General features: G+C 56.0%; 19 protein-coding genes. 12 read left to right on the top strand and 7 right to left on the bottom strand.

Annotation, left to right across the window (positions count from 1 at the left end; genetic code table 11):
* Positions 1-94: 94 nt before the first annotated feature.
* The 5 genes from msrA to araC all read left to right on the top strand — a co-directional run bounded on the left by msrA (position 95) and on the right by araC (position 6,622).
* Positions 95-733, top strand: a complete 639-nt coding sequence (gene msrA / locus IYV58_RS02525) for a peptide-methionine (S)-S-oxide reductase MsrA (protein ID WP_004128176.1) — start codon at positions 95-97, stop codon at positions 731-733.
* Between the two features lie 185 nt (positions 734-918).
* Positions 919-2,262 (top strand): polyamine export protein PaeA, encoded by a 1,344-nt coding sequence (locus IYV58_RS02520; RefSeq protein WP_004128175.1) that lies wholly within the window; start codon positions 919-921, stop codon positions 2,260-2,262.
* A gap of 196 nt (positions 2,263-2,458) precedes the next feature.
* Entirely contained in the window at positions 2,459-3,691 is a 1,233-nt protein-coding gene (locus IYV58_RS02515) for an oligosaccharide MFS transporter (RefSeq protein ID WP_087829724.1), read from the top strand.
* Between the two features lie 18 nt (positions 3,692-3,709).
* Positions 3,710-5,719 carry a beta-galactosidase gene (locus IYV58_RS02510; RefSeq protein ID WP_142983830.1) on the top strand — a complete coding sequence of 670 codons (2,010 nt, stop codon included), beginning with the start codon at positions 3,710-3,712 and terminating at the stop codon, positions 5,717-5,719.
* Positions 5,720-5,749: 30 nt separating this feature from the next.
* A complete protein-coding gene (gene araC, locus IYV58_RS02505; protein WP_004128168.1) occupies positions 5,750-6,622 on the top strand; it encodes an arabinose operon transcriptional regulator AraC in 873 nt (290 codons plus the stop codon).
* 67 nt (positions 6,623-6,689) lie between these two features.
* Here araC and IYV58_RS02500 read toward each other — a convergent pair whose 3' ends face one another.
* Complete coding sequence (locus tag IYV58_RS02500; RefSeq protein ID WP_004128166.1) at positions 6,690-6,896, bottom strand: DUF1107 domain-containing protein; 207 nt, start codon at positions 6,894-6,896, stop codon at positions 6,690-6,692.
* 322 nt (positions 6,897-7,218) lie between these two features.
* Here IYV58_RS02500 and IYV58_RS02495 point away from each other — a divergent pair, with 322 nt between their 5' ends.
* Positions 7,219-7,776 carry a YtfJ family protein gene (locus tag IYV58_RS02495; protein WP_004128163.1) on the top strand — a complete coding sequence of 186 codons (558 nt, stop codon included), beginning with the start codon at positions 7,219-7,221 and terminating at the stop codon, positions 7,774-7,776.
* Here the strand turns inward: IYV58_RS02495 and cysQ are convergent.
* On the bottom strand, positions 7,766-8,509 hold the full coding sequence (cysQ, locus tag IYV58_RS02490) for a 3'(2'),5'-bisphosphate nucleotidase CysQ (RefSeq protein ID WP_004098019.1): 744 nt from the start codon (positions 8,507-8,509) through the stop codon (positions 7,766-7,768). The two genes, IYV58_RS02495 and cysQ, sit on opposite strands and share 11 nt — an antisense overlap.
* Positions 8,510-8,700: 191 nt before the next feature.
* On the opposite strand from cysQ, the gene IYV58_RS02485 reads away from it, so the two are divergent.
* Positions 8,701-10,644 carry a bifunctional 2',3'-cyclic-nucleotide 2'-phosphodiesterase/3'-nucleotidase gene (locus IYV58_RS02485; protein ID WP_195729394.1) on the top strand — a complete coding sequence of 648 codons (1,944 nt, stop codon included), beginning with the start codon at positions 8,701-8,703 and terminating at the stop codon, positions 10,642-10,644.
* Positions 10,645-10,696: 52 nt separating this feature from the next.
* Here IYV58_RS02485 and IYV58_RS02480 read toward each other — a convergent pair whose 3' ends face one another.
* The gene (locus IYV58_RS02480) at positions 10,697-11,074 is read right to left on the bottom strand and encodes a winged helix-turn-helix transcriptional regulator (RefSeq protein WP_004098015.1); all 378 of its coding nucleotides are present in this window, start codon (positions 11,072-11,074) and stop codon (positions 10,697-10,699) included.
* Between the two features lie 90 nt (positions 11,075-11,164).
* On the opposite strand from IYV58_RS02480, the gene IYV58_RS02475 reads away from it, so the two are divergent.
* The 4 genes from IYV58_RS02475 to ytfE all read left to right on the top strand — a co-directional run bounded on the left by IYV58_RS02475 (position 11,165) and on the right by ytfE (position 14,710).
* Positions 11,165-12,013, top strand: a complete 849-nt coding sequence (locus IYV58_RS02475; protein ID WP_142471640.1) for an SDR family oxidoreductase — start codon at positions 11,165-11,167, stop codon at positions 12,011-12,013.
* A gap of 80 nt (positions 12,014-12,093) precedes the next feature.
* Positions 12,094-12,918 carry an AraC family transcriptional regulator gene (locus tag IYV58_RS02470; RefSeq protein ID WP_004128154.1) on the top strand — a complete coding sequence of 275 codons (825 nt, stop codon included), beginning with the start codon at positions 12,094-12,096 and terminating at the stop codon, positions 12,916-12,918.
* A 75-nt stretch (positions 12,919-12,993) separates the two neighbouring features.
* The gene (locus IYV58_RS02465; protein ID WP_004128153.1) at positions 12,994-13,965 is read left to right on the top strand and encodes a DMT family transporter; all 972 of its coding nucleotides are present in this window, start codon (positions 12,994-12,996) and stop codon (positions 13,963-13,965) included.
* Positions 13,966-14,047: 82 nt separating this feature from the next.
* Complete coding sequence (ytfE, locus tag IYV58_RS02460; protein ID WP_064379970.1) at positions 14,048-14,710, top strand: iron-sulfur cluster repair protein YtfE; 663 nt, start codon at positions 14,048-14,050, stop codon at positions 14,708-14,710.
* Positions 14,711-14,824: 114 nt separating this feature from the next.
* On the opposite strand, the gene cycA is transcribed toward ytfE, so the two are convergent.
* Both cycA and fklB read right to left on the bottom strand, forming a co-directional pair.
* On the bottom strand, positions 14,825-16,228 hold the full coding sequence (gene cycA / locus IYV58_RS02455; RefSeq protein WP_004128150.1) for a D-serine/D-alanine/glycine transporter: 1,404 nt from the start codon (positions 16,226-16,228) through the stop codon (positions 14,825-14,827).
* A gap of 306 nt (positions 16,229-16,534) precedes the next feature.
* Entirely contained in the window at positions 16,535-17,155 is a 621-nt protein-coding gene (fklB, locus tag IYV58_RS02450; RefSeq protein WP_004098007.1) for an FKBP-type peptidyl-prolyl cis-trans isomerase, read from the bottom strand.
* Between the two features lie 451 nt (positions 17,156-17,606).
* On the opposite strand from fklB, the gene IYV58_RS02445 reads away from it, so the two are divergent.
* Positions 17,607-18,266 (top strand): LysM-like peptidoglycan-binding domain-containing protein, encoded by a 660-nt coding sequence (locus tag IYV58_RS02445; RefSeq protein WP_123828546.1) that lies wholly within the window; start codon positions 17,607-17,609, stop codon positions 18,264-18,266.
* Positions 18,267-18,270: 4 nt separating this feature from the next.
* Here IYV58_RS02445 and IYV58_RS02440 read toward each other — a convergent pair whose 3' ends face one another.
* Together IYV58_RS02440 and rplI are read right to left on the bottom strand one after the other, a co-directional pair.
* Positions 18,271-19,224 carry a DMT family transporter gene (locus IYV58_RS02440; protein WP_004128146.1) on the bottom strand — a complete coding sequence of 318 codons (954 nt, stop codon included), beginning with the start codon at positions 19,222-19,224 and terminating at the stop codon, positions 18,271-18,273.
* 146 nt (positions 19,225-19,370) lie between these two features.
* Positions 19,371-19,820 carry a 50S ribosomal protein L9 gene (gene rplI / locus IYV58_RS02435; protein ID WP_004109068.1) on the bottom strand — a complete coding sequence of 150 codons (450 nt, stop codon included), beginning with the start codon at positions 19,818-19,820 and terminating at the stop codon, positions 19,371-19,373.
* Positions 19,821-19,841 lie beyond the last annotated feature (21 nt).

Genomic DNA, 19,841 nt, shown 5'->3' with positions numbered 1-19,841 from the left:
ATGTTTAAATCTAGACGTATTAAGCGCGTTTATTGTGTTAAAAGACGCGCTTGGTTACAACCTTAACCACATTTTCTGTTTTGAGAGGCCCACCGTGAGTCTATTTGATAAAACGCATCTTGTCGCCCAAGCGGACGCGCTGCCGGGACGCAACACGCCGATGCCGGTGGCTACGCTCCACGCCGTCAATGGTCACTCGATGACCAACGTTCCCGCAGGAATGGAAATCGCCCTGTTCGCCATGGGCTGCTTCTGGGGCGTCGAACGCCTGTTCTGGCAGCTGCCCGGCGTCTACAGTACCGCCGCCGGCTACACCGGCGGCTATACGCCAAACCCGACCTACCGCGAAGTGTGCAGCGGCGAGACCGGTCACGCCGAAGCGGTGCGCGTGGTCTACGATCCGCAGGTTATCAGCTATGAGCAGCTGCTCCAGGTGTTCTGGGAAAACCACGACCCGGCGCAGGGTATGCAGCAGGGTAACGATCGCGGTACCCAGTATCGTTCCGCGATTTATCCGCTGACGCCGGAGCAGAGCGAGGCGGCACAGGCCAGCCTGGCGCGTTTCCAGGCGGCAATGAAGGAAGCTAACGACTCGCGCACTATCACTACCGAGATCGCGACGGCGAAACCGTTCTACTATGCGGAAGACGATCATCAGCAGTATCTGCATAAAAACCCGTACGGATACTGCGGTATCGGCGGAATCGGCGTTTGTTTGCCGCCGCAGGCCTGATGCCGCCGCGTGGTTCCCGCAGGCCGCCGGATTGAATAATTTACGCTCTGGCGGCTTTACAGTACCTTACGCTATACTACGCCGTGCTATCGCCGGTCCAGGGCCTTCGGACCGGCTTTTTGTGAATTCCACTTAGCGTTATCCACTTCCCTTCCGAGGATCTGATCTCAACGGTCAGATAAGATATGTTAAACAGTATTTTAGTAATACTCTGTCTGATAGCCGTCAGTGCGTTCTTTTCGATATCGGAAATCTCGCTGGCCGCATCACGTAAAATCAAACTCAAGCTGCTGGCCGATGATGGCAACATCAACGCTCAACGCGTGCTGAAGATGCAGGAAAACCCCGGTATGTTCTTTACCGTGGTGCAAATCGGCCTCAACGCGGTGGCGATTCTCGGCGGTATCGTCGGCGACGCTGCGTTTTCACCCGCTTTCTACGGCCTGCTGAACCGCTATCTGTCGCCGGAGCTCTCCGAGCAGCTGAGCTTTATTATTTCCTTTACCCTGGTCACCAGCCTGTTCATTCTGTTTGCTGACCTGACTCCGAAACGCATCGGTATGATCGCGCCTGAAGCCGTCGCTTTACGCATCATCAACCCGATGCGCTTCTGCTTGTTTATCTTCCGCCCGCTGGTGTGGTTGTTTAACGGCATGGCCAACAACATCTTCCGCCTGTTCAAAATTCCGATGGTGCGTAAAGACGACATTACCTCTGATGATATCTACGCCGTGGTGGAAGCCGGCGCGCTGGCCGGGGTGCTGCGTAAGCAGGAGCATGAGCTGATTGAAAACGTGTTCGAGCTGGAATCGCGCACCGTGCCTTCATCTATGACCTCGCGTGAAAACGTCATCTGGTTCGATCTTCATGAAGATGAGCAGAGCCTGAAGAATAAGGTCGCGGAGCATCCACACTCCAAATTCCTGGTGTGTAACGAAGATATCGACCACATCATCGGCTACGTTGACTCTAAAGACCTGCTGAACCGCGTGCTGGCGAACCAGAGCCTGGTACTGACCGGCGGCGTGCAGATCCGTAATACCCTGATTGTCCCGGACACCCTGACGCTCTCTGAAGCGCTGGAAAGCTTTAAAACCGCCGGTGAAGACTTCGCCGTGATCATGAACGAGTATGCGCTGGTGGTTGGGATTATCACCCTGAACGACGTGATGACCACCCTGATGGGCGACCTCGTCGGCCAGGGTCTGGAAGAGCAGATCGTCGCGCGCGATGAAAACTCCTGGCTCATCGACGGCGGGACGCCGATTGACGACGTGATGCGGGTGCTGGATATCGATGATTTCCCGCAGTCTGGCAATTACGAGACCATTGGCGGCTTTATGATGTTTATGCTGCGTAAAATTCCCAAGCGGACCGATGCGGTGAAATTCTCCGGCTATAAGTTCGAAGTGGTGGATATCGATAACTACCGTATCGATCAGCTGCTGGTGACCCGTATCGACAATAAGCCGACGGTGCTGGTGCCCAAGCTGCCGGACGCGGCGAATAGCGATAAAGAGTCGGCGTAAAGCGTTTGACGAACCGACAAGGCGGATGAAAATCCGCCTTTTTTATTGCCCGAATGTGAGGCGGCTCACGCCCCTCGGGCGATAGCAGATTTTTACTGCTCCATAGCGAAACGTTCATGACTCCCCTCTGCACAAAAAGGTAACTTTGCTCGCGACTACACGATCATATTCCTGAATAAAGGAAGCGAGGGTTACCATGATAGAATCAAATAAAAACTACTATATAAGCTGTCTGTTCTTCCTGTTCTTCTTTATTGGCTGGGGATGCTGCTATCCTTATTTATCATTGTGGTTAACGGAAACCATCGGTATTAATTATACTGATGTCGGTCTGGTTTATTCCTTTACTGCGGTTATTGCCGTTTGCGTTCAGCCGCTATTCGGTTTTATATCCGACAGGCTGGTTTATCGTAAAAACCTGATGTGGATGCTGGCCATCATTATTACCCTTTTTGCCCCCTACTGGATCTACGTCTTTGCGCCATTATTAAAAGTTAACGTTTTTCTCGGGGCGCTGGCCGGCGGCATTTATATTGGCATGGCCTACGGCGCAGGCTGCGGTATTTGCGAAGCTTACATTGATAAAGTCAGCCGCGCTTCCGGCTTTGAGTTTGGTCGCGCAAGAATGTTTGGCGGCATTGGCGCGGCTATCGGCACCTTCGCGGCAGGCAAGCTCTACGGGATCGACCAGAACATGATTTTCTGGCTGGCCAGTTGCGCAGGCTTATGCCTGCTGGTCATTGTCTGGAAAATGCAGATCAGCGCGCATAAACAAGGCGCGATGCAGAGTCGTAAAGCCTCTCCGGTCACCCTGAGCGACGCCACCTCGCTGCTGAAAATGAAGAAATTCTGGTTCTTCGCGATCTACACGATCGGTGTCGGCGCGGTATATGAAACCTACGACCAGCAGTTCGCCATCTATTACAGCCACTTCTTTGAGAGCAAAGCGCGCGGCGCGGAAGTGTTCGGCTATTTAACCACAGGTCAGATTTTCCTTGATGCGGTGGTGATGTTCTTCGCCCCATGGTTCGTGAATAAAATCGGCCCAAAAAATGCTCTGCTGTACTGCGGAATGATTATGAGTCTGCGCATTATCGGCTCGGCCTGGGCTATTGGCCCGGTGTCCATTAGCCTGATTAAACTGCTGCACGGTTTTGAAAGTTCGGTATTACTCGTTGCCGCGCTGAAATATATCACCGCCAACTTCAACCCGCTGCTATCAGCCACGGTTTATTTAATCGGCTTCCAGTTTTCGAAAAGCTTTAGCTCTATTTTCCTTTCTACTGGCATCGGTCATATGTACCAGAGCATGGGCTTTACCAGCAGCTATATCGTGCTCGGCGGTATCGCCCTGTGCTTTACGCTGATTTCATTTATTACGCTGGATAAAGCGCGCGCTTTTGCCCCGCAGCCGGCGCCCGCGCATTAATTTAAGGAGGTAACCTGTATGTCTGATTTATTTTATGGCGTGGCCTATTACGATGAATATATGCCGGAAGAGCGGCTGGCAAAAGATATCGCCTTAATGCAGGAAACGGGCATTAACGTGGTGCGCATTGCCGAATCGACCTGGAGTACGCTCGAGCCCCGGGAGGGTGAATATAACTTCTATCATATCGACCGGGTGCTGAATGCCATGCATGAGGCGGGGATCGCGGTGATTATCGGTACGCCGACCTACGCCGTCCCGGCCTGGCTGGCGGCTAAACATCCGGACATACTGGTCACCACGGTCGATGGCCAGCAAAAATATGGCCCGCGCCAGATTATGGATATCGTCAACCCGACCTTTCGCCGCTATGCCGAAAAGATTATCCGTACGCTAATGACGCACGTGCAGCACCATCCGGCGATTATTGGCTGGCAGCTGGATAACGAAACCAAGCATTACGATAATATCGGCCGCTATATGCAAGAGGGTTTTGTGCGCAGCCTGCGGGAAAAATACCCCGATCTCGACCGGTTGAATAACGATTTTGGTCTGGACTACTGGAGCAACCGTATTGATAGCTGGCAGGATTTTCCGCCGGTCGAGAATACCATTAACGCCAGCCTCGCCTGCGCGTTCTCTCGCTACCAGCGCCAGCAGGTGACGGAGTATCTCGCCTGGCAGGCGGAGATCGTGCGCGAATATGCCCAGCCGCATCAGTTCGTCACCCACAACTTCGATTTTGAATGGCGCGGCTACTCCTACGGCGTGCAGCCGCGAGTCGACCATTTTGCGGCGGCGCAGGCGCTGGATATTGCCGGTGTCGATATCTATCACCCGGGCCAGAAGCACCTGACCGGGCGGGAAATCGCGTTTGGCGGCGCCATTACGCGCTCGCTCAAGCAGGGTAAGAATTACTTCGTGCTGGAAACCCAGGCGCAGGGCTTTGCCCAATGGACTCCTTATCCGGGCCAGCTGCGCCTGCAGGCCTTTAGCCACGTGGCCTCGGGGGCGGCGATGGTCTCTTACTGGCATTGGCATTCGATTCATAACGCGTTCGAAACTTACTGGAAAGGGCTGTTAAGCCATGACTTTTCACGCAACGCGACCTGGCAGGAGGCCACCACTATCGGGGCTGACTTCGCCCGCCTGTCGCCGCAGCTGGCGGAGCTGAAGGCAGAAAACGACGTCGCGCTGCTGATCAGCAATGAGGCGATGGACGCCCTTAACCAGTTCCGCCCCGGTGACGCGCAGGGCAATATTTATAACGATATTTTCCGCCGCTTCCACGATGCGCTGTACGACCACAATATCAGCCTCGATATTATCCACGACGTTAACGAGGAAACCTCGCGCTATCGCGTGCTGATCGTACCCGGACTCTACGCCGCGGATGATGGCCTGCTTACGCGCATTAACCGCTATATTGAACAGGGCGGCAGAGCGCTGATCGGCTTTAAATCGGGCTTTAGCGATGAAAACGTAAAGGTGCGCAGCGGCGCGCAGCCGGGAGTTTTGTGCGAAAGCTGCGGCGTGAGCTACAGCCAGTTCACCCTGCCGGAAGAGACGACGGTAAGCGCGTGCAGCTCGGACATTGATTGCAGCAAAGATAACCAGGCCGAGCTGTGGATGGAGCTGCTGACGCCGGACGCCGGTACCCGTACGCTACTGCGCTATCAGCATCCGGCATGGGGCGACTATGCCGCCGCCACCGAGGCGGATTACGGCCAGGGCCGGGCGATTTACGTTGGCTTCCTGCCGCAAAAAACGCTGATTAGCCAACTATTCGACCGGCTGACAGTGGGTCTGGAGCTGCGTTCACGCACCTCGGCCTACCGCTATCCGATGGTGGTCAAAAAGATGCGCAACCGCGACGGTAATAGCATCCACTTCCTGTTTAACTACTCCGGCGATCCGCTGGCGTTTATCAGCGAGACATCGGGCAACGCGCTGCTGAGCGGGGAAAAAGTTCACTGCGGCCAGCCGTTGCGTCTCAGGGCATGGGAATTTAGTATCATCGAAAGTTAAGCGAGCGGCGCCGCTCGGGCGGGGGAAACGATGCAACTGGATATCAATGAGCTACTGAACTTCTCGCCATTGATGAAGACCTTTACCTTCAACGCCTGGGTCGTCGCCGGCTTTACTCCCATCACCCGCGGCTCAAAGCTGGACTACTACATTAACCGCCCGCAGGGAATGAAAGGTTACATCATCAATCTTACCCTGCGCGGCCAGGCGCGCGCGAAAGCGGGCGACGGCTCTCTTCTGTTTCGTGAAAACGATCTGCTGCTCTTCCCGCCCGGCGTTCCCCACCATTATGGACGGGACGAACACAGCGACTACTGGGATCACCTATGGATCTACTTTATCCCCCGGCCCTACTGGATAGACTGGCTAAAATGGGATCAAACGACCCACGGCATTGGTAAAACCACGGTCAACGATCCTGAGCAGTTGCAAAGCCTGCGCGATCTGTTCTATGAGGTCATCCGCCATCACTCCGCTTCCGCCCCGCTGTCGGAGGCGCTGGCGATGAACGCGCTGGAGCGCCTGATCCTGAGCTGCTTTCAGCGACAGCCGATCAGCAACCGCCACGCCCACGATCCGCGGATTAACGCCGTATGCGACTATCTTAACGAACATATTGCCCAAGAGATTAAGATTGAGAACCTGGCGGCGATGGTTTTTATCTCCCCCTCCCGGCTGGCGCATCTGTTCAAAAATGAACTGGGGCAAACGGTTTACGCCTGGCGCGAGGCGCAGCGCATTAACCGCGCAAAGTGGCTGATCCAAACCACGTCGCTGCCGCTTAACAAAATCGCCCTGTCGGTAGGTTATGGAGACCCGGTCTATTTCACGCGCATTTTCCGCAAGCATAACGGCATTCCGCCGGGCGAGTACCGCAAACGCTATGCGCAAATGAAGGGATAGGTCCAGAAACATCAACGGCTCCCGTTGGGAGCCGCCTTTTTACCGTGTAGCCATACCACTTTTCAGATTATGCCATCTCTGTTTGCAGACGGATAACCTGACGATTGACTTCGGACATCACCGACAAATGCAGCTTGTCCTTCACCTTCGGGATAAGGATTTTGCCCTTATCAAACTCAAAAGCGCCAACGTCCTTGATATACAAACGTCCACGGAACAGGATCTTCACGTACTTCGCTACTTGTAGCGGATTGTAGCGTTGGAAAATTTTCATTGTTGTCTCCTGCCAGGGTTACGCTCCTGTGGTGCCACAGTTAGCCCACGTACCGGAAGCGCAAATTTTAGTGCCCTGAAACTATAGTCCAGAATCTGAGTGATACCCAGTATGTATAAGTTTATTTACCTTATGATGACAATAATTCAGAGTTTTCGTTTCAGGCATCCGATGAAGGTAGTATAAGTCGCCGATTTTGGACGAATTTGTGCGTTAACACGCAAACTGGCACCATCATTGCGGATAATGCCCATAAATCGCATTTATGATTAAAGCAGACCAAGTGGTCGGATCACCTGCACAAATAATAAAAGGAAACACCATGACCCTACATAGATTACTGGCCGTTTCATGTCTCCTGTTCCCGCTGATGGCGTCGGCGCATAACTTTGTCGATGGTCAGCGCGTTGCGCCGGTCGGCGTCGCGGATCGGGGGGAGCTGGTACTGAACAACGATAAGTTTAGCTATAAAAGCTGGAATAGCGCGCAGCTGGTGGGGAAAGTGCGCGTCGTGCAACATATTGCCGGGCGCTCGTCGGCAAAAGAAAAAAACGCGACCCTGATTGAAGCGATTAAAAGTGCGAAGCTGCCGCACGATCGCTATCAAACCACCACTATCGTCAATACCGATGACGCTATCCCGGGTTCAGGCATGTTTGTCCGCAGCAGTATTGAGAGCAACAAGCAGCTTTACCCCTGGTCGCAGTTTATCGTCGACAGCAACGGTGTGGTCCGCAAAGCGTGGCAGCTTAATGAGGAGAGTTCAGCCATCGTGGTTCTGGATAAAGACGGCCGCGTACAGTGGGCTAAAGACGGCGCGCTTAGTCAGGAAGAGGTGCAGCAGGTTGTGGCCCTGCTGCACAAGCTGCTCAATAAATAGAGACCCGGAAGCCGGGGTTGAGGAACGATTCACGCGGCGTGTAATCAAGGGTACGCCCCTGCCAGTCGTGAACGTGCGCCCCGGCGGCGCTGGCCACCGCATGACCGGCCGCGGTATCCCAGGTGGAGGTCGGCCCGAAGCGCGGATAAAGCTGGGCCTGCCCTTCGGCGACCAGACAGAACTTCAGCGATGAACCGATTGAGGTGGTCTGGTGTTCGCCAAGCTGCTCCAGATACTCCTGCAGTTCCGGGTCATTGCCGTGGGATCGGCTAATCACCACCAGCGGCGGACGCGCATCGCGGACTTGAATCTGCTTGCGAACGCCGCACTCCTCTTTCCATGCTTTGCCCTTTTCCGCGCTGTACATCACCTTCATCACCGGCGCGTAGACTACGCCAAGGATCGGCTTCCCGTTCTCAATCAAGGCGATATTGACCGTGAACTCGCCGTTGCGCTTGATAAACTCTTTGGTGCCGTCCAGCGGGTCCACCAGCCAGTAGCGCTGCCAGTGCTGGCGCACCTCCCAGGCCGGCGGGTCCTCTTCCGACAGAACCGGAATATCGGGCGTCAGCGCCAGCAGGCCGCTGATAATCACCTTGTGCGCCGCAATATCCGCGGCCGTGACCGGAGAATCGTCCTTCTTGCTGGCAACGTCCATCGGCTGTTTTCCATCGTAAACTTCCATGATGGCATCGCCCGCGTTCCGTGCAAGCTGACATACTTGTTCTAACATTCTCCACCTCGTCTGGTTACAGTGGCGTTAACTCGTTGTTTTATTTATATCGCATCATTGTGAGTTCCGCTATCTGTGATAACGATGCCGGTTTCATTGATCCCTTTTCTGGCATGATTCACATTTCTGTAAGCAACAGAATGTAAATACATTTTCTTCTGTGCTATTGCTCATAAAAAAGGACGCCACTGATGATTAAGTTTAGCGCAACGCTGCTGGCCACGCTGATCGCCGCCAGCGTAAATGCGGCGACGGTCGATTTGCGGATCATGGAAACCACCGATCTGCACAGTAATATGATGGACTTTGACTATTACAAAGACAGCGCCACGGAAAAATTTGGCCTGGTGCGCACCGCAACCCTGATTGAGAAATCACGCCAGGAAGCCAAAAACAGCGTGCTGGTCGATAACGGCGACGTCATTCAGGGCAGCCCGCTGGGCGACTATATGGCGGCGAAGGGGCTGAAAGAGGGCGATGTTCACCCGGTCTATAAGGCAATGAATACCCTGGACTATACGGTGGGCAACCTCGGTAACCACGAGTTTAACTACGGACTCGACTTCCTGCACAAAGCGCTGGCCGGCGCGAAATTCCCCTACGTAAACGCCAATATCATCGATGCTAAAACCGGCAAACCGATGTTTACGCCTTATCTGATTCAGGATACCCAGGTACAGGATAGCGACGGCAAAACGCAGACGCTGCGCATTGGCTATATCGGCTTCGTACCGCCGCAGATTATGACCTGGGATAAAGCCAATCTCAGCGGCAAAGTCACCGTCAACGACATTACCGCAACCGCGCGCAAGTTTGTCCCGGAAATGCGTGAAAAAGGCGCGGATGTGGTGGTGGTCATTGCCCACTCCGGCCTCTCCGCCGACCCGTATCAGGCGATGGCGGAGAACTCCGTTTACTATTTAAGCCAGGTGCCCGGCGTCGATGCCATTATGTTCGGCCACGCGCATGCCGTCTTCCCGAGCAAAGATTTTGCCGGTATTAAAGGCGCAGATATCGCGAAAGGTACGCTGAACGGCGTACCGGCGGTGATGCCGGGCATGTGGGGCGATCATCTTGGGGTGGTCGATCTGGTTCTGAACAACGACAGCGGCAAATGGCAGGTCAGCGCAGCGAAAGCCGAAGCGCGCCCGATCTACGATGCGGCGGCGAAGAAATCGCTGGCGGCAGAAGACAGCAATATGGTGGCGGTATTAAAAGCCGACCATGACGCCACCCGCGAGTTTGTCGGCAAACCGATCGGTAAATCCTCGGACAATATGTACAGCTACCTGGCGCTGGTGCAGGATGACCCGACCGTACAGGTGGTCAACATGGCCCAGAAAGCCTATGTGGAGCACTATATTCAGGGCGACCCGGATTTGGCGAAGCTGCCGGTACTCTCCGCCGCCGCGCCGTTTAAAGTCGGCGGACGGAAAAACGATCCGGCCAGCTTTGTGGAAGTGGAAAAAGGTCAGCTCACCTTCCGCAACGCCGCCGATCTCTACCTGTATCCCAACACCCTGGTGGTGATGAAAGTGAGTGGTAAAGAGGTGAAAGAGTGGCTGGAGTGTTCCGCCGGGCAGTTCAATCAGATTGACCCCGCCAGCAGCAAGCCGCAGTCGCTGATTAACTGGGACAGCTTCCGCACCTACAACTTCGACGTGATTGACGGCGTGAACTACCAGATCGATATCACCCAGCCGGCGCGCTATGACGGCGAATGTCAGCCCGTTAATCCGCAGGCCGAGCGAATTAAAAACCTGACCTTTAACGGCAAGCCAATCGATCAGAACGCCACTTTCCTCGTCGCGACCAATAACTACCGCGCTTACGGCGGTAAATTCCAGGGCACCGGCGAGGATCATATCGCGTTCGCCTCGCCGGATGAAAACCGCTCGGTGCTGGCGGCGTGGATTGGCGCGGAGTCGAAGAAAAACGGCGAGATCCATCCGGCGGCGGATAACAACTGGCGACTGGCGCCGATCCATAGCAGCGTACCGCTGGATATTCGCTTTGAAACCTCACCGGGCGATAAGGCCACGGCGTTTATCAAAGAGAAAGCGCAATACCCGATGCGCCAGGTCGCAACCGACGATATCGGTTTTGCCATTTATCAGCTGGATTTGAGTCAGTAATTGCCCGTTCCCCGGTTGCGCTACGCCTACCGGGGCTACCCAGGCATCACCCTCATGCTACCTGTTCGTGGTTCGCCAGAACCGCGGGCAGGTTCAGCTCAATCCAGTCCGCCAGCGCCGCCACCTTCTCGCTTACCTGCTCACCGAGCGGAGTCAGACTATATTCAACGTGCGGCGGTACCACCGGGTACGACACGCGGTTAAGAAAGCCATCCTGCTCCAGCGCCTGCAACGACTGGGCCAGCATCTTTTCGCTGACGCCGCCGATCTTACGCCGCAGATCGCTAAACCGATGGGTGCCATCGCGCAGGGACACCAAAATCAGTACGCCCCAGCGGCTGGTCACGTGCTTGAGCACTTCCCGCGAGGGGCACTGTTCGGCAAACAGGTTGCCGTTGCGTAGCTGCTCGCTTAGCGTCAGATTCGCCATATTCACACTTACCTTTTTGTACGTACTTACTAAAAGTTAGTTAAGGTGTTAGCTTACCACAACTGCCAATGAACACGAAGGAGAAGACTTATGATCGCCATTACCGGCGCCACTGGCCAGCTTGGCCAGCACGTCCTGGAAAATCTGTTAACTACCGTCCCCGCAGGCCAGGTTGTGGCTATCGTGCGCAACCCGGCGAAGGCCGAATCGCTGAGTCAACAGGGCGTGGTGGTTCGTCAGGCCGACTACAGCGATGAAGCCGCGTTGACCGCCGCCCTGCAGGGCGTAGACAAACTGCTGCTGATCTCGTCCAGCGAAGTCGGCCAGCGTGCCGTCCAGCACCGTAACGTAATTAACGCGGCGAAAGCCGCCGGCGTAAAATTTATCGCCTACACCAGCCTGCTGCACGCCGATACCTCCCCGCTGGGGCTGGCCGATGAGCATATCGCCACCGAGAAAATGCTCGCCGACTCCGGCATTGCGTATGCTCTGCTGCGCAACGGCTGGTACACCGAAAACTATCTCGCCAGCGCGCCGCCGTCGATTGAGCACGGCGTGTTTATCGGCGCGGCCGGTAACGGCAAAATCGCCTCCGCGACCCGCGCAGACTACGCCGCCGCCGCCGCTAGCGTTATCGCCGAAGAGGGCCACGCCGGAAAAGTGTATGAACTGGCGGGCGATGAGGCGTGGACGCTGAGCGAACTGGCCGCTGAGCTGAGCAAACAAAGCGGTAAAAACGTGGTGTATCAAAACCTCAGCGAAGCCGACTTCGCCGCCGCGCTGAAGGGCGTCGGGCTACCTGCCGGTCTGGCGGATATGCTGGCGGATTCTGATACCGGCGCGTCCAAAGGCGGTCTGTTCGACGATAGCTGCACCCTGAGTAAGCTCATCGGTCGCCCAACCACGACGCTGGCAGAGAGCGTCAAAGGCATTCTGTAACTGTTACATAGTGGTTAATTTTTGTAGCATCCCGGCGGACCATCCTCAATAATAAAAGGATGTCCGTCGGGAGTTATCGCATGCAAGGCGTACCAGAACAGTTCAGTGATGAAAGAGACAGCGCGCGCTTTCGCCATCTGGCGCAGCTGCCCGGCGTTGAGCTGTACCATGCCCATATCTCCCGCTACGCCTTTGAACCGCACACCCATGAAGCCTTTGGTATCGGCGCGATCGAGCTCGGCGCCGAGCGTTTTCGCTATCGCGGCAGCCAGCACGTGGCTTCGGTTAACTCGATCGTCACCATGAACCCCGATGAGCTGCACACCGGCGAGGCAGAGACCGCCGACGGCTGGCGCTATCGAATGATTTATCTCGACCCGGATACGCTGGAAGAGGTGACCGGCGAACGCCACTGGTGGTTCAGCGAGGTGGTTCGCCAGGATCCGCTGCGCTCCCGGCAAATCGGCAATCTTATCTATGGCCTGTGGCATACCGACGATCCGCTGGCGCAGCAGGGCCTGCTGCTGGATCTCATCGATACCTTCCGTCCGTTTGCCCATCACGCCGCTGCGCTGCCCGAGGCCCGCCACCGCTTCGAGCGGGTACGCGACTATCTGCACGACAATTATATGCGTACGGTCACCCTCGATGAGCTGGCGCAGGTGGCGGCGCTCAGCCCATACCATTTTCAACGCCAGTTCAAAGCGCACTTTCACGTCACGCCGCACCAGATGCTGATGGCGATTCGCCTGTGGCGCGCCAAAGCGTTTCTTACCCACGGCATGCCCGCCGCCGACGTTGCTCTCGCCGCCGGGCTGACCGACCAGTCGCACCTGACGCGCGCCTTCACTCGCCGCTACGGCATTACGCCGGTGCGTTATCAAAAGCAGGTTCTCCCGCGCTAATGCGCAACCTCATACAATATTCCCGCTTTTGCCTCGCCTACACTGTCGCCAACGAAAAGAGTAATGGAAGGCGTGATGATTAGTGGTGTGCTGTACGCCCTGCTGGCAGGGCTGATGTGGGGATTGATATTCGTGGGTCCTTTACTGGTGCCGGAATACCCGGCTGTTTTACAGTCGATGGGGCGCTATCTGGCGCTGGGGCTGATCGCTCTGCCGCTGGCCTGGCTGGGCCGCGCGCGGCTGCGCCAGCTCACCGGGAAAGACTGGTGGACAGCGCTGGGGCTGACCATGATGGGCAACTTAATCTATTACGTCTGCCTGGCCAGCGCCATTCAGCGTACCGGCGCGCCGGTATCGACCATGATTATCGGCACCCTGCCGGTCGTGCTGCCGGTTTTCGCTAACCTGCTCTATAGCCAGCGCGACGGCAAGCTGCCGTGGCGACGCCTGTTCCCGGCGCTGGTCTGTATTGCCCTCGGCCTGGCGTGCGTCAATATCGCCGAGCTGCATCAGGGCTTACCTGATTTCAGCCCGTGGCGCTACGGTTCCGGTATCGCGCTGGCACTGATCTCGGTGGTGTGCTGGGCCTGGTACGCGCTGCGCAACGCCCGCTGGCTGCGGGAAAATCCGGATAAGCCACCGATGATGTGGGCCACCGCGCAGGCGCTGGTGACCCTGCCGGTATCCCTGGCCGGATACCTTATCGCCTGCGGGTGGCTGCACGGCCAGCACGCGGACTTTCCGCTCCCCTTCGGCCCGCGCCCGGCGGTATTTGTCACCCTGATGCTGGCGATCGCCATTTTCTGCTCATGGGTCGGCGCGTGGTGCTGGAACGTTGCCAGCCAGCGCCTGCCAACGGTGATCCTCGGGCCGCTGATCGTCTTCGAAACCCTTGCCGGACTGCTGTATACCTTTATTCTGCGCCAGAGCCTGCCCCCGTTTCTCACCTTCAGCGGTATCCTGCTGCTGGTGCTCGGCGTGGTGTCCGCCGTGCGTGCCCGCCCGGAAAAGCCCGCGCTGCAGGAGCTGGTCAGCGAGAAAAAATAGCCTGGTATCCTAAAGGGGTATTCCCAGGAACATAAGATGCATTTAAAATACAACTTATATTCTTGATGACGAGGTAACTGCTATGGCTTTCCGTGACCAACCTTTAGGCGAGCTGGCGCTGACGATTCCGCGCGCCTCCGCGCTGTTCCGTCAATACGATATGGACTACTGCTGCGGCGGCAAACAGACGCTGGAGCGCGCGGCGTCGCGCAAAGAGCTGGACGTCGCGGTGATTGAAGCCGAGCTGGCCAAACTGGCGGAAGAGCCGGTAGAGCGCGACTGGCGGGCTGCGCCCTATGCGGACATCATCGATCACATTATCGTTCGCTATCACGACCGGCATCGCGAGCAGTTGCCGGAGCTGATTTTACAGGCCACTAAAGTCGAGCGCGTTCACGCCGACAAGCCCAACGTTCCGAAAGGTTTAACCAAGTACCTGACCATGCTGCACCAGGAGCTTTCCAGCCATATGATGAAAGAGGAGCAGATTCTGTTCCCGATGATCAAACAGGGCATGGGAACGCAGGCCGGCGGCCCTATCAGCGTGATGGAAAGCGAACATGATGACGCGGGCGAGCTGCTGGAGGTGATTAAGCACATCACGCAGAACGTGACGCCACCGGCGGAAGCCTGCACTACCTGGAAAGCGATGTACAACGGCATCAACGAGCTGATTGATGACCTGATGGAGCACATCAGCCTTGAAAATAACGTCCTGTTCCCGCGCGCCCTCGCCGGAAAGTAAATAAAAAGGCGCCCGCAGGCGCCCTCGACATTGTCAGTCTTATTGGCCACCCCGGGTGGCCTTTTTTATGACGGACCGTTGCAAGCAACGTTAAAAACCGCTGCCGAAGATTTTTTATTTCGCCAGGCGCTTCTTGCCGGCAAACAGCCAGCCCGCGCCGAGCAGCACAAACCACAGCGGGGTCACCATCAGCGCTTCGCGGGTATCGGCTTCCAGCGTCAGCAGGACCAGCACAAAGACGAAGAATGCCATGCACACCCAGCACATCAGTTTGCCCAGCGGCATCTTATATTTGGACTGCTCATGCAGCTGCGGACGCTTTCTGCGATAGGCCAGATACGAGCACAGGATAATCGTCCAGACGAACATAAACAGGATCGCCGACACCGTGGTAATCATGGTAAACGCCGCGATCACGCTTGGATTGACCATCAGCATCACCACGCCGCCCAGCAGACACATACAGGAGAAGGTCAGGCCTTTCGCCGGTACCGCACGCTTCGACAGCTTGGCGAACATTTTCGGCGCCTGTCCGTCCTGCGCCAGACCGAACAGCATACGGCTGGTGGAGAACACGCCGCTGTTAGCGGAAGAGGCCGCCGAGGTCAGCACCACGAAGTTGATCAGGCTTGCCGCCGCCGGCAGCCCGACCAGCACAAACAGTTCAACGAACGGGCTCTTTGACGGCACGACGGAGCTCCACGGCGTCACTGACATAATCACGATCAGCGCAAAGACGTAGAACATAATGATACGGATTGGAATTGAGTTAATCGCCCGCGGCAGGGATTTCTCAGGATCTTTCGTTTCCGCCGCCGTGGTTCCCACCAGTTCGATGCCCACAAAGGCGAAGACCGCTATCTGGAAGCCGGCAAAGAATCCGCTGATGCCTTTCGGGAACCAGCCGCCGTCATTCCACAGATGGGCGAAAGAAGCTTCTACCCCGGTCGGTGACTGGAAGTGCATCATCACCATCACCAGGCCGACGACGATCAGCGCCACGATAGCGACGATTTTGATCATCGCAAACCAGAACTCCATCTCGCCGAACATCTTCACGGTGGCGAGGTTAAGGCCCAGCAGCAGCAGGATGACCGCCAGCGAGGCGACCCAGTCGGAGAGTCCCGGGAACCAGAACTGCGCGTAGGCGGTGATCGCCACCACGTCCGCCATCCCGGTTACTACCCAGCAGAACCAGTAGGTCCAGCCGGTAAAATAGCCTGCCCAAGGGCCCAGCAGGTCGGCGGCAAAATCGCTGAACGACTTGTATTCGAGATTCGACAGCAGCAGTTCGCCCATGGCGCGCATGACGAAAAACAGCATAAAGCCGATGATCATATAAACAAAAATAATTGACGGCCCGGCAAGGCTGATGGTTTTGCCTGAGCCCATAAACAGCCCGGTGCCGATCGCACCACCGATAGCAATAAGCTGAATATGCCGGTTAGTGAGATTTCGCCGCAGCGATTGTTCAGTCGGAGCCTGTTCGTCGGCAGCGACTTTTACCTGATCTACCATGTGATTTTTTCCTGTTGTACCTGTCTGTGTTGTTCGGGCTCTGCTGGCCCTTCATTCGTCTTAACCCTGGAACGAGGGTTTATCGATATTAGGTAAGAATCGGAGGGATGAATACTATGATTTAGATATAATGTTAATTTTATGTTTAAAGTGAGTGTTATATCACTCAGGTTACGCGAAACAGCTCACAAAAATACACCCATTAAGCAGATATGCAATATAAAGCTCCGGAAAACGCTCAACTTAAGGGTTTTACACTATTTAAAGCGGCCTCCTCCCCCGTACGGGAGAGGAAGCACCTGCTGTTTAGATAATATCCAGCAGTTCAACTTCAAAAATCAGGGTACTGAACGGAGGAATGGATGCGCCCGCGCCGCGCTCGCCGTAGGCCAGGCTGTGCGGAATGGTCAGTTCCCATTTGGAACCCACTGGCATCAGGGTCAGCGCTTCAATCCAGCCGCCGATTACGCCTGTCACCGGGAACTCAGCCGGTTCGCCGCGTGCGACGGAGCTATCGAAGACGGTACCGTCGATCAGTTTGCCGGTGTAGTGGACGCGAACGCGGTCAGTACGCGCCGGGATCGGGCCTTCGCCCTGGGTCAGAACGCGGAACTGCAGACCAGATTCGGTGCTGTTCACGCCTTCGCGCTCGCGGTTCTCTTCCAGGTATTTCTCGCCATCCGCGGCCATTTCCTGGAAACGCTCGCGACGCACGGCGTCAGCGCGTTCGTGGATTTCACGCAGCGCGCGGTGAACGGCTTCCACCGGCACCTGCGGCTGTTTACCTTCCAGCGCGTCAGCAATACCGGCGACCAACGCTTCCGGCAGCAGCCCCTGCAGGCCAGATTCGCTCAGCTGTTGTCCAACCTGCAAGCCGATACCGTAACTTGCCTGTGCTTCGATCGTGTCAAAAGTTGGGGTTGCCATCTTTGTTCCTTTTTTCGTGGGAGCTCTCATGCTCTCTGGCTTCCAAAATGCAAAAGACGATGAGCAGAGAAAAGAGGTGGGAAGCATATCAGCCATAGCACGACGGGTAAAACTTTGTCGCCTGGATGATGACAAATCTAAGGGAAACAGAAACAATAGAGAGATAAGGTTAACCTCACGAAACATAGCTTTGTCTCGTCCTTCAGGAAGTTAGCCATTTATACCCGTCATACTTTAAGTTGCAGGAGCGTTGGCTTCGCCAGCGCGCCCCAGTCACATAGTTATCTATGCTCCTGGGAACTTACTGGCTTGCCGCGTTACTCGGCCTGCGGCCCCGCCCCTACGGGGCCAGCGCAAGCGCTGTTCAAGGCAAACCTTGTCCTGCGACTTAAATTATTTAGGGTATATACTTTATTTACAGGATAAAAATATGCGGAGCAGGAGGAAAGCCATGCCCGGGCGCTTTGAACTGACATCTACCCTGGCGAAGATCTGGCACGCCCCGGATCATTTTCGCCTCATGGATCCGCTACCGCCGATGCACCGCCGGGGCATCATTGCCGGAGCGCTACTGGTGATTATCGGCGTTCTGCTCCCTTCCGAGGATAACAGCAGCGAGGTTCAGGCCAGCCGCGAGGCGAACATCAACCTGCAATCCCAGTCACAGCCCTCTTCCGGCAATCAGGCTGTCCCGCTGCCGCCCATCACCAATACGCCGCCCGTGAACGATGCCGATCAGGTGGCGCCGGTCGCGCCGGAGCCGATTCAGGATGAGCAGCCGGACCAGCCGCAGCAGCAGACCGCTTCCCAGCCTTATCAGGAGCCGCAGTCGACTCCCGGCATTGAGCAGCAGTGGCGGACCTACCGCATTGAATCCGGCAAAACCCTCGCACAGCTGTTCCGCGACCACAACCTGCCGCCGACCGACGTTTACGCCATGGCCCAGGTGGAAGGCGCAGGAAAACCGCTAAGCTCACTGCAAACCGGGCAGACGGTACAGATCCGTCAGAACGCCAATGGCGTAGTCACCGGGCTGACTATCGATACCGGCGGCGGGCAGCAGGTGCTATTTACCCGCCAGTCGAACGGTAGCTTTATTCGCGTCCGATAAGGTCTCACGGCCGGGTAATTGACCCGGCCTGCGGTGAAGCTTTGCCGGGCTTATTCACCCACCAGATCCCGGCGCACACCAGCGCCAGCGCAACCGCATATTTCAGCTCGAGAATATTCTCGCCGAGGAAGATGGCCGACAGCACGGTGCCGGCTACCGGAACCACAAAGTTGAACGGCGCGATCGTACTCACCCGGTTATGCTTGAGCAGCACGCTCCATAGAGCAAAAGCAATGGAAGAGAGCAGCGTCAAATAAGCCAGAACCAGCGCAGCAGCTGCGCTGTGAACCTCAAGGGTGCCGCCGGTCAGATAGCCGCCGCCGACCAGTACCAGGCCGCCAAACGCCAGTTGCCAGCCGGTCATCACCGTCGGGTCAACCGTCTGCGAAATGCGCTTACCGTACAGCGTCGCCGCCGACAGGATAAACGCCGCCAGCACTACAAAGCCGTCGCCCTGCCAGATAAAGCTAAAATCGCTCAATGAATGATTAACGTTCACCAGCATCACGCCGGCAAAGCCGACAATACAGCCGATGGCTTTGTTGTAGCTCAGCCTGTCATTCTGATAGATAAAGTGCGCCAGCAGAACGCTGAAGAAGGTACCTGTGGCGTTCATAATCGATCCCTTCACGCCGGTGGTAAACGCGAGGCCAACGTAGAAGAAAACGTACTGGATAGACGTTTGCGTGATGCCCAGTATCGCCAGCTGGCCGCACTGACGGGGATTTAAGCGAGCGATTGGCTTACGCTGCGCCAGCGCGAAGAGCAGCAGCAGCGCGCCGGCAAACAGGAAGCGATAGCCAGCAAAGACGATTTTAGACGGCACATCATCAGTGGCAATCTGAAACAGTTCATAGCCGCTTTTAATCGCCGGGTAGGAGCTTCCCCACAGCAGACAGCAGAGGGTTGCGCAGGCATAAGCCACTTTCTTGCGGGAAAAAATCGAGGGTGCGTCCATTCACTTCACCAGAAATAAAATAGTGTTTTATTTTATTATCCAGAAAGTTGCTAAGAATAGCCACCATACCAGGAAAAGATTCGACAAATACAGAAAAGCAAAACGCCGGCACAAGGCCGGCGTCTCGACGTGAGTTGAGTAATTAATTACTCAGCTACAACGTTAACAACCAGTTTAGCGAAAACTTCGCTGTGAACCTGGAAGTCCACTTCGTGCTCACCGGTGGTGCGCAGAACGCCGTTCGGCAGACGAACTTCGCTCTTAGCAACGGCAACGCCAGCTGCAGTTACAGCGTCAGCGATGTCGCGAGTACCGATGGAACCGAACAGTTTACCTTCGTCGCCAGATTTAGACGCGATGGTAACGGTGCCCAGTGCGTTGATTGCTTCAGCACGTGCGTTAGCAGCGCTCAGAACTTCTGCCAGTTTGGCTTCCAGTTCAGCACGGCGTGCTTCGAAGAATTCAACGTTTTTCTTGGTAGCAGGAACAGCTTTACCCTGTGGTACCAGGAAGTTACGAGCATAGCCCGCTTTAACGTTAACCTGATCACCCAGGCTACCCAGGTTTGCTACTTTATCAAGCAGAATAACTTGCATTACCTTATCCTCTCAAAGTCG

The organism is Klebsiella sp. BDA134-6 (assembly GCF_015601345.1).
Taxonomy (GTDB): Bacteria; Pseudomonadota; Gammaproteobacteria; order Enterobacterales; family Enterobacteriaceae; genus Klebsiella; species Klebsiella grimontii.
The sequence above is the reverse complement of the archived record's forward strand: the minus strand, read 5'-3'. Positions and strand labels throughout refer to the sequence as shown.